At 25.9% G+C, this 6,412-nt stretch carries 7 protein-coding genes; 4 read left to right on the plus strand and 3 right to left on the minus strand.

Features of this window, described 5'->3' with window-relative positions; all coding sequences use genetic code 11:
• Positions 1-360, minus strand: a 360-nt coding sequence (locus tag RWY47_RS02120; protein ID WP_316030223.1) for a Crp/Fnr family transcriptional regulator, incomplete at its 3' end; no start/stop codon positions are given.
• 576 nt (positions 361-936) lie between these two features.
• Here RWY47_RS02120 and RWY47_RS02125 point away from each other — a divergent pair.
• From RWY47_RS02125 to RWY47_RS02140, 4 genes are all read left to right on the plus strand, one after another.
• Positions 937-2,319, plus strand: coding sequence for a MotA/TolQ/ExbB proton channel family protein (locus tag RWY47_RS02125; protein ID WP_224170316.1), 1,383 nt, complete (start codon positions 937-939; stop codon positions 2,317-2,319).
• A complete protein-coding gene (locus RWY47_RS02130; protein WP_224170315.1) occupies positions 2,309-2,932 on the plus strand; it encodes an OmpA family protein in 624 nt (207 codons plus the stop codon). Before RWY47_RS02125 ends, RWY47_RS02130 begins: the two co-directional genes overlap by 11 nt.
• 87 nt (positions 2,933-3,019) lie before the next feature.
• Positions 3,020-3,667, plus strand: a complete 648-nt coding sequence (locus RWY47_RS02135) for a hypothetical protein (RefSeq protein ID WP_021432929.1) — start codon at positions 3,020-3,022, stop codon at positions 3,665-3,667.
• Between the two features lie 293 nt (positions 3,668-3,960).
• Positions 3,961-4,230 carry a hypothetical protein gene (locus RWY47_RS02140; RefSeq protein ID WP_195334959.1) on the plus strand — a complete coding sequence of 90 codons (270 nt, stop codon included), beginning with the start codon at positions 3,961-3,963 and terminating at the stop codon, positions 4,228-4,230.
• A 51-nt stretch (positions 4,231-4,281) separates the two neighbouring features.
• Here the strand turns inward: RWY47_RS02140 and lexA are convergent, their stop codons facing one another.
• Both lexA and RWY47_RS02150 read right to left on the minus strand, forming a co-directional pair.
• On the minus strand, positions 4,282-4,917 hold the full coding sequence (gene lexA, locus RWY47_RS02145; RefSeq protein WP_224170314.1) for a transcriptional repressor LexA: 636 nt from the start codon (positions 4,915-4,917) through the stop codon (positions 4,282-4,284).
• A 96-nt stretch (positions 4,918-5,013) separates the two neighbouring features.
• Positions 5,014-6,153, minus strand: a complete 1,140-nt coding sequence (locus RWY47_RS02150; RefSeq protein WP_021430584.1) for a tyrosine-type recombinase/integrase — start codon at positions 6,151-6,153, stop codon at positions 5,014-5,016.
• Positions 6,154-6,412 lie beyond the last annotated feature (259 nt).

The following is a 6,412-nucleotide window of genomic DNA, read 5'->3' on the forward strand; positions in this document are numbered from 1 at the left end:
ATTATATATATACTTGTTAAAAATGTCAGTTGGAATAAAAATTATCTTTGTAGGTTCTATAACTTCTGCAAATGCCGGAAAAACTTCATTTGATAACATACAAGACATGGATAAATAGCAAGTATCTCCGCTGGAAAGCTTATATAAAGTTACTTCTTTTCCTTTATCTGAAATTTTATAAACTCTTATAGATCCTTTTAAAATTAAAGAAAAACCTCTACACTGTTCTCCTCTAGCTATTATTTCAGAGTTTATATCGAAACTTTCAACCACTAATCTAGATTCAATAAGATTTTTAATTGGTTCATCTAATTTATTAATAAAACTGTATGTATCACATAGTTCTTTAAAAACTGTCATAAGATCCCCCCTAAATATAAGTTAAAATTATTAATATATACTAAAATTATATATTAATATATATTAATATCAAAGTATTTAATTTCACTATATAAATATATACATAATTTATATTTTAAATTAAACATAAATGAAGAGTGCCTTATAAAAGACACTCTTCTATCTAAATTAGGTTTGGCAGAGCGAGTAATTCTGCATCTCTCACAATTACTTAAAAACTTTAAGTAGAGTATTGGACCCTTTCCAACTTCAAAACCTAACTGATAATAGTATTACCTTTAAAATTAATTTTTATACTAAAATAAGTAACATATTTATATGTATATTCATATTCTTTAATAAGATTAAATATTTAACTATTAAAAATACTCTCTACATTAAATATTAGCTTCTGAGTTATCTACATTAATACAGATAAAACCCATAAATTCATCAGAAGTAGCTTGAGTATAAAAATAGTATTTATATCTTAGAAGGTACCTTGAAGTTAAACTAAAGGTATCTTCTTATTTTTTGTCTATTTTAACTAGTATGTACATATATATTATTAAAACACATTCAATTAAGGAGGTTAGTATGGGAAGTATAATAAGTAATTTATTTACATCGATATTTACAAATCCTATAACATTAATATTTATAGGTATTACAATAATTCACTCAGTTATAAATGTTATAAAAAACAATAAAATCTATGATTTTGTGCAAGAAAAATTGAAGGAGTTAAATTTAAATCCAGAAGAAAGTGATATAGTATCTATTGCTAATAATAAGTACGAATCATATAAAAGTACATATCCATATGCAGAAATAAACATGAACACATTTGTAGAAGAAGTTATATCTGACTTTTCTAAAGATAATAAAATAATAATAAATGAAATAAAGGCTGTTAAAAGCTCACCTTCATTATGTATATTATTAGGAGTTTTAGGTACATTTGTAGGGCTTACAATAACTCTTGCAAGTATCGATAAGAGCGATATCGTAAATTCAATGACTCTAGCTATTGGGAGTATGCAAATTGCATTTGCTACAAGTATTGTAGGGATAATATGTTCAGTAACTATAAATGCATATATAAAATATAAAAATTGTGAGAGCATACTATTACAATTGATGCTTAAGTTAGAAAATATTATGACAGTTAAATCTAGCAATGACAAAGGAGAAGTTTTAGATTCAAAGTTAAATGAAATTAAGGTATGTATAAAGGATATTAGCAAAGCTATAAGCGCTATAGAAAGATTTGATAAAATTTCTAAAGATTTACATGACTTTAATGATGACTTTATATCTTCTATAGAGCAATTAGGCAATATGCTAAATGGATCAAATGATTCTATAAAGACATTTGATCAAAGTATAAGAAAATTAGATAAACAATTTAGTATACTTAATTTAAAATTTGTTAAGTTATTTGATACATACGAAGCTCAAAGTGAAATTTACAATGAAATAGTAGAAAATGTAAAAGAGTCTTCAAAAGATATAAAAACAGTAAACCAAAGTCAACTTGCTATTAAAGACTATATAAGGGATGTAAATGCTGGATTTGCATTATATGAAAGAAATATACAAGATCTTATGGTGAAGTTAATTTCTCACGAAAATAATTTACTTATAAAACAAAATAGTATGAATGAAAACAATGTAAACTTAAAAGAGGATATACATAAATTAACATCTGTTATAGATGAACAGGCTAGATCAATCATTGACCAACTAGAACTTGTATTTAAGTATATCGATATATATAAAGAAGCTTTAGACATGTCAAATTCAATGTCACTAGAATCTATTGTTAAAAATAATGAAGGGTATGAAATTGTTAAAGAGTATAAGATAGATAACATAAATGAAGATTATGATAACCCCAACCAAACTTTCGATTTAGATGAATTAGACGAAATTGAATTATATGATGAAGAAGAAGAGGAATTAGAGTATGATAAATAAATATAGAAGAACTGTAAATAAAGAGGAAGAACATAGCAATTTTTGGCCCACATTTACAGATTTATTAGCAACTATTTTAATGGTTGTTATAATGCTTTTAATTAGCTCTGAAAGTATGGTTGGAGGAGTAGAACAAGGAATAGCAAGTAACGTTAATAACTCAGTAAAACAAACTTTAAAAGAAAATGGAATTCCGATAGAAATTGATAAGGAAAGTGGAGAAGTTACGTTTGGAGAAACTGCATTATTTGATACAGATAGCGATCAATTAAAGCCAGAAGCTAAAGAAATTTTAAAAGTATTTGTTCCTAAGTACGCTGAAACTATATATAAAGATTATGGTGATTATATATCTAAAATTATAGTAGAAGGGCATACTGATGATGTTGGATCATATATATATAACTTAGACTTATCACAAAGAAGAGCTTTTAGTGTTGTAAACTTTATAGTTGGAGAAGAAATAGGGGATTATAAGTATAAAGATAAACTAACAGGAGATATAATAGCTGTAGGTCGATCTAAAGCTGAACCTATAAAAAATAATGATGATAGTATCAATAGAGATAAATCAAGAAGGGTAGAAATAAAATACGAAGTTAATGTAAATTAAAACTCCGAATATATGTTTGGAGTTTTTTTGTATTTAATGCCAATTACGTGTTATAATTTATAGTGATTAGTTTGGAGGGATAAAAAAATGACGGATAAACAAAAATTAGATAAGTTTTTAAAACTACAAAACAAAGGAATTTCAATTGATGAGATAGCAACTCAATTAGATTCAGATATAAAAGCTTTAAGACGTTTTTTAAATAAAAATGGATATAAATCAGTAAAAGGAAAATATGTAAAAAAGGATGATATTCCTGTGAATGATTCAAAGCAAGATGTAAAACAATTAGAGTTAACAATGAATTCGACTAAATCATCTAAACCAGCAACTAAAGAATCTAAAACATCTACAAAAGCAAAAAAAAATAATACTTCTAGCACTACTTCTAAAAAAAGTTCAAAACCTAGCACTACAAAAAGTCAAAAGGTATATAAATCTAAACCAGCAAAGGTTAATGTGAGCGCTGAAGATTTAGATAAACTTTGCGAAGTTTATGACTGGTACTTATCAGTTAAAGATATAAAATCACTTAAGCCAAAGATAACGAAATCTAAAAAGGATATTTTGATAGAAGAATGTGATATGACTGATTTAAAAAGCACTAGAGTTCAAGTTGAAAAATCTACATGGGAAGAGTTTGAACGATTATGTAGCAATTCTGATCATACTAAACAAGAAATAATAACTCAAGCTATAAAGGAGTTCTTAAAACAATATAAGAACTTAATTTAATAAAAAATAAATGAGCTACAGTATTTGCAGCTCATTTATTTTTTTATTTATTATTTATTTATCACATAGTTTTTAATGTAAAAACTAAAGTAAACAAGAGCATAGGGATAAGTATTAGTATAGCTATTTTTTCAGAATTTTTTCTCATAAATCCCCTCCTAAAAAGTTTACTTATATACTATATATTATAATTATAGTATATTTATTCCAATATGTTAATTTAAAAATCAGAAAATTTAGTATATAATAAATAATATATAGAAATATTAATTTAATAAGAAAGAGGAAAAGGTATGTTTTTATTATTGGGAGTACTATTTTTAGTTTTAGGTATAAGTTTATTAATGTCTTGTAAAAATACAAAGAAAGAATACGATACAAAATTACAAAGTATAGAACAATCAAAAGGTGTAAAGAAAGATAAAAAAACTAATAATAAAATTAAAAACATAAAAGAGAAGTATGAAGCTGAAATAAAAAAATCAAAGGGAAGTGGATATAGCTTTTTAGCGGCAGGAATCTCATGTATGTTAGCAGAAATCATTTTGAAATATTTAAAATAATAAAATCTAAAATTACAAAAATAAAGAGATATGTCTATAAAACATATCTCTTTATTTTATTACTCTAAATACACCTCGTACATGTCCTAGTATACTAACTTCAGATGGGTCTAAAATTATAGGTTCCATAAATTCATTTTCAGGTTGTAATCTTATATGATTTTCTTCTTTAAAAAACCTCTTGACAGTTGCACTATCTTCTCGAACTAATGCAACTACTATTTGAGAGTTATAAGCTGTGTTAGCTTTATCAACTATAACGTAGTCTCCATCTAAAATACCTGCATTTATCATGCTTTCGCCTTTTACTTTTAATATAAAGTTATCTTTGCCTACAATAAAATTCGAAGGTAATGGTATGTATTCTTCTATGTTTTGTTCTGCAAAAATTGGTTCTCCAGCAGTTATTTGACCTATAACAGGTAAATGAAGAACCTCTTGATTAAGACCATTAACACCTTCACCTTTATTAGAGTCTAAAACTTCAATTGCTCTAGGTTTCGTTGCATCTCGTCTAATATACCCTAGCTTTTCTAATTTATTTAAATGAGAGTGTACAGTTGATGTAGATCTTAAATCAACAGCTGCACAAATTTCTCTAACTGAAGGTGGATACCCTTTTTGAGTTAATTGATCTTTTATAAACTCAAGTATCAGTATTTGCTTATTCGTTAAATCTAGATACATGTTATCATCTCATTTCTAATATTAATTTTTAGTTTTATACTATATATTTTAGCATATTGACCAATTTTATACAAACATTTGTTCTTATATTAAATTTTATTCATTAATATCATCTAAGTCGTCTATCCATTCAAAGTTATTAACAATATCTCTTTTAACATTTTTCTTATGCGCTGCATATAATTGAGTCGTTGTAACATTATCATGATCTAGTAAGTTTTGTACATCATATATAGAAAATCCATTTTGAATTAATGAAGTAGCCGCCGTAGCTCTTAACTTATGAGGACTATAACCTTTATCTCTAGAAGTATCCATAGAAATAGACGTATACTTTTTAACTAATTGTCTAATTGACTTTGGATCCATTCGTTTATTTTGCAGAGATAGAAATAATGCATCTTGCATATCTTCACTTAACATTTCACTTTTAGGTCTTTCATTTAAAATGTAATCTCTAACAACTAGCTCACAAGTATTGTTTATAGGCATTAATACTTCTTTGCCTCTTTTTCTATAAATTTTAAACTCTCCTCGTGAAAAGTTAAATGATGAAATATTAAGCTCTCTAAGTTCATTTAATCTAAGTCCATATGTAACAAACAAAGCTAATATAGCTTTATCTCGAAGCTTAGTCTTTTTCCAATAAACTTTCTCTTTATCAGTAAGACCCAAACCTGTATCAACAGCATCTAACATTTTAGCAACTTCATCTATTTCTAGACGTTTAATAGCATCAGGTTGTGGTTTGGGAAGTTTGATTGGATTGAACCCATCTGTTATATTAGCTTCTAATTGATCATTTCTAAAAAGAAATTTAAATAGAGTAGACAAAGATGACTTTTTACGTGCTAAAGCTCGATTGTTATTTTCATATATATGAGTATTTTTATCAGTGTACTTATAATATCTAGTACAATAATCTCCTAAGAATAGATTCACATCTCGTGCTTTTATTTGATTAAACTCATTAAGCGTAATATCTTTTATCTCATTAGCAATTGTAATTTCTTTAGTTTCTATTAAATATGAACAAAAAAATTGAATGTCTTCTAAATAAGCTAATCTAGTAGTAACCGATACAGATCCTTTTAAATAAATACAGTAATCCTTCATAAACTTAGGAAGGTTGTTTTCAACCTGTATACATTTTTCGATAACTCTATTATCTCTAAGAACGATATTATCAGGCTTATCAGATTTATTATGTATTTTAATAGTTTTACTTTCTGCCATTTTAAAACCTCCAAATTTAAACTTTTAATATTTTTAATATAGCATAGTCTTTTTTTGACTTCAACTATTCCTTAAATAATACAACAAAAGTGAATCATATAAAAATACTGATTTAAATCAATTTTTAGGAGTAGAAGCTTAGTCATAATATAAATTATCTAACGACAGATCTGAAGTGTTTTAAAATGCATTTAAATAGGTCGGTTTAGGATACGATTTGTCAAAGTAAGAATAGTATATATAAAAGAATAATTAGATT

Source organism: Paraclostridium sp. MRS3W1 (assembly GCF_032465715.1).
GTDB lineage: Bacteria > Bacillota > Clostridia > Peptostreptococcales > Peptostreptococcaceae > Paraclostridium > Paraclostridium dentum.

What these genes read in the sequence shown, in the direction of transcription:
- RWY47_RS02125 (WP_224170316.1), top strand. Translation starts at nt 937, where the DNA reads ATGGGAAGTATAATAAGTAATTTATTTACATCGATATTTACAAATCCT.
- RWY47_RS02130 (WP_224170315.1), top strand. Translation starts at nt 2,309, where the DNA reads ATGATAAATAAATATAGAAGAACTGTAAATAAAGAGGAAGAACATAGC.
- RWY47_RS02135 (WP_021432929.1), top strand. Translation starts at nt 3,020, where the DNA reads ATGACGGATAAACAAAAATTAGATAAGTTTTTAAAACTACAAAACAAA.
- RWY47_RS02140 (WP_195334959.1), top strand. Translation starts at nt 3,961, where the DNA reads ATGTTTTTATTATTGGGAGTACTATTTTTAGTTTTAGGTATAAGTTTA.
- lexA (WP_224170314.1), bottom strand. Translation starts at nt 4,917, where the DNA reads ATGTATCTAGATTTAACGAATAAGCAAATACTGATACTTGAGTTTATA.
- RWY47_RS02150 (WP_021430584.1), bottom strand. Translation starts at nt 6,153, where the DNA reads ATGGCAGAAAGTAAAACTATTAAAATACATAATAAATCTGATAAGCCT.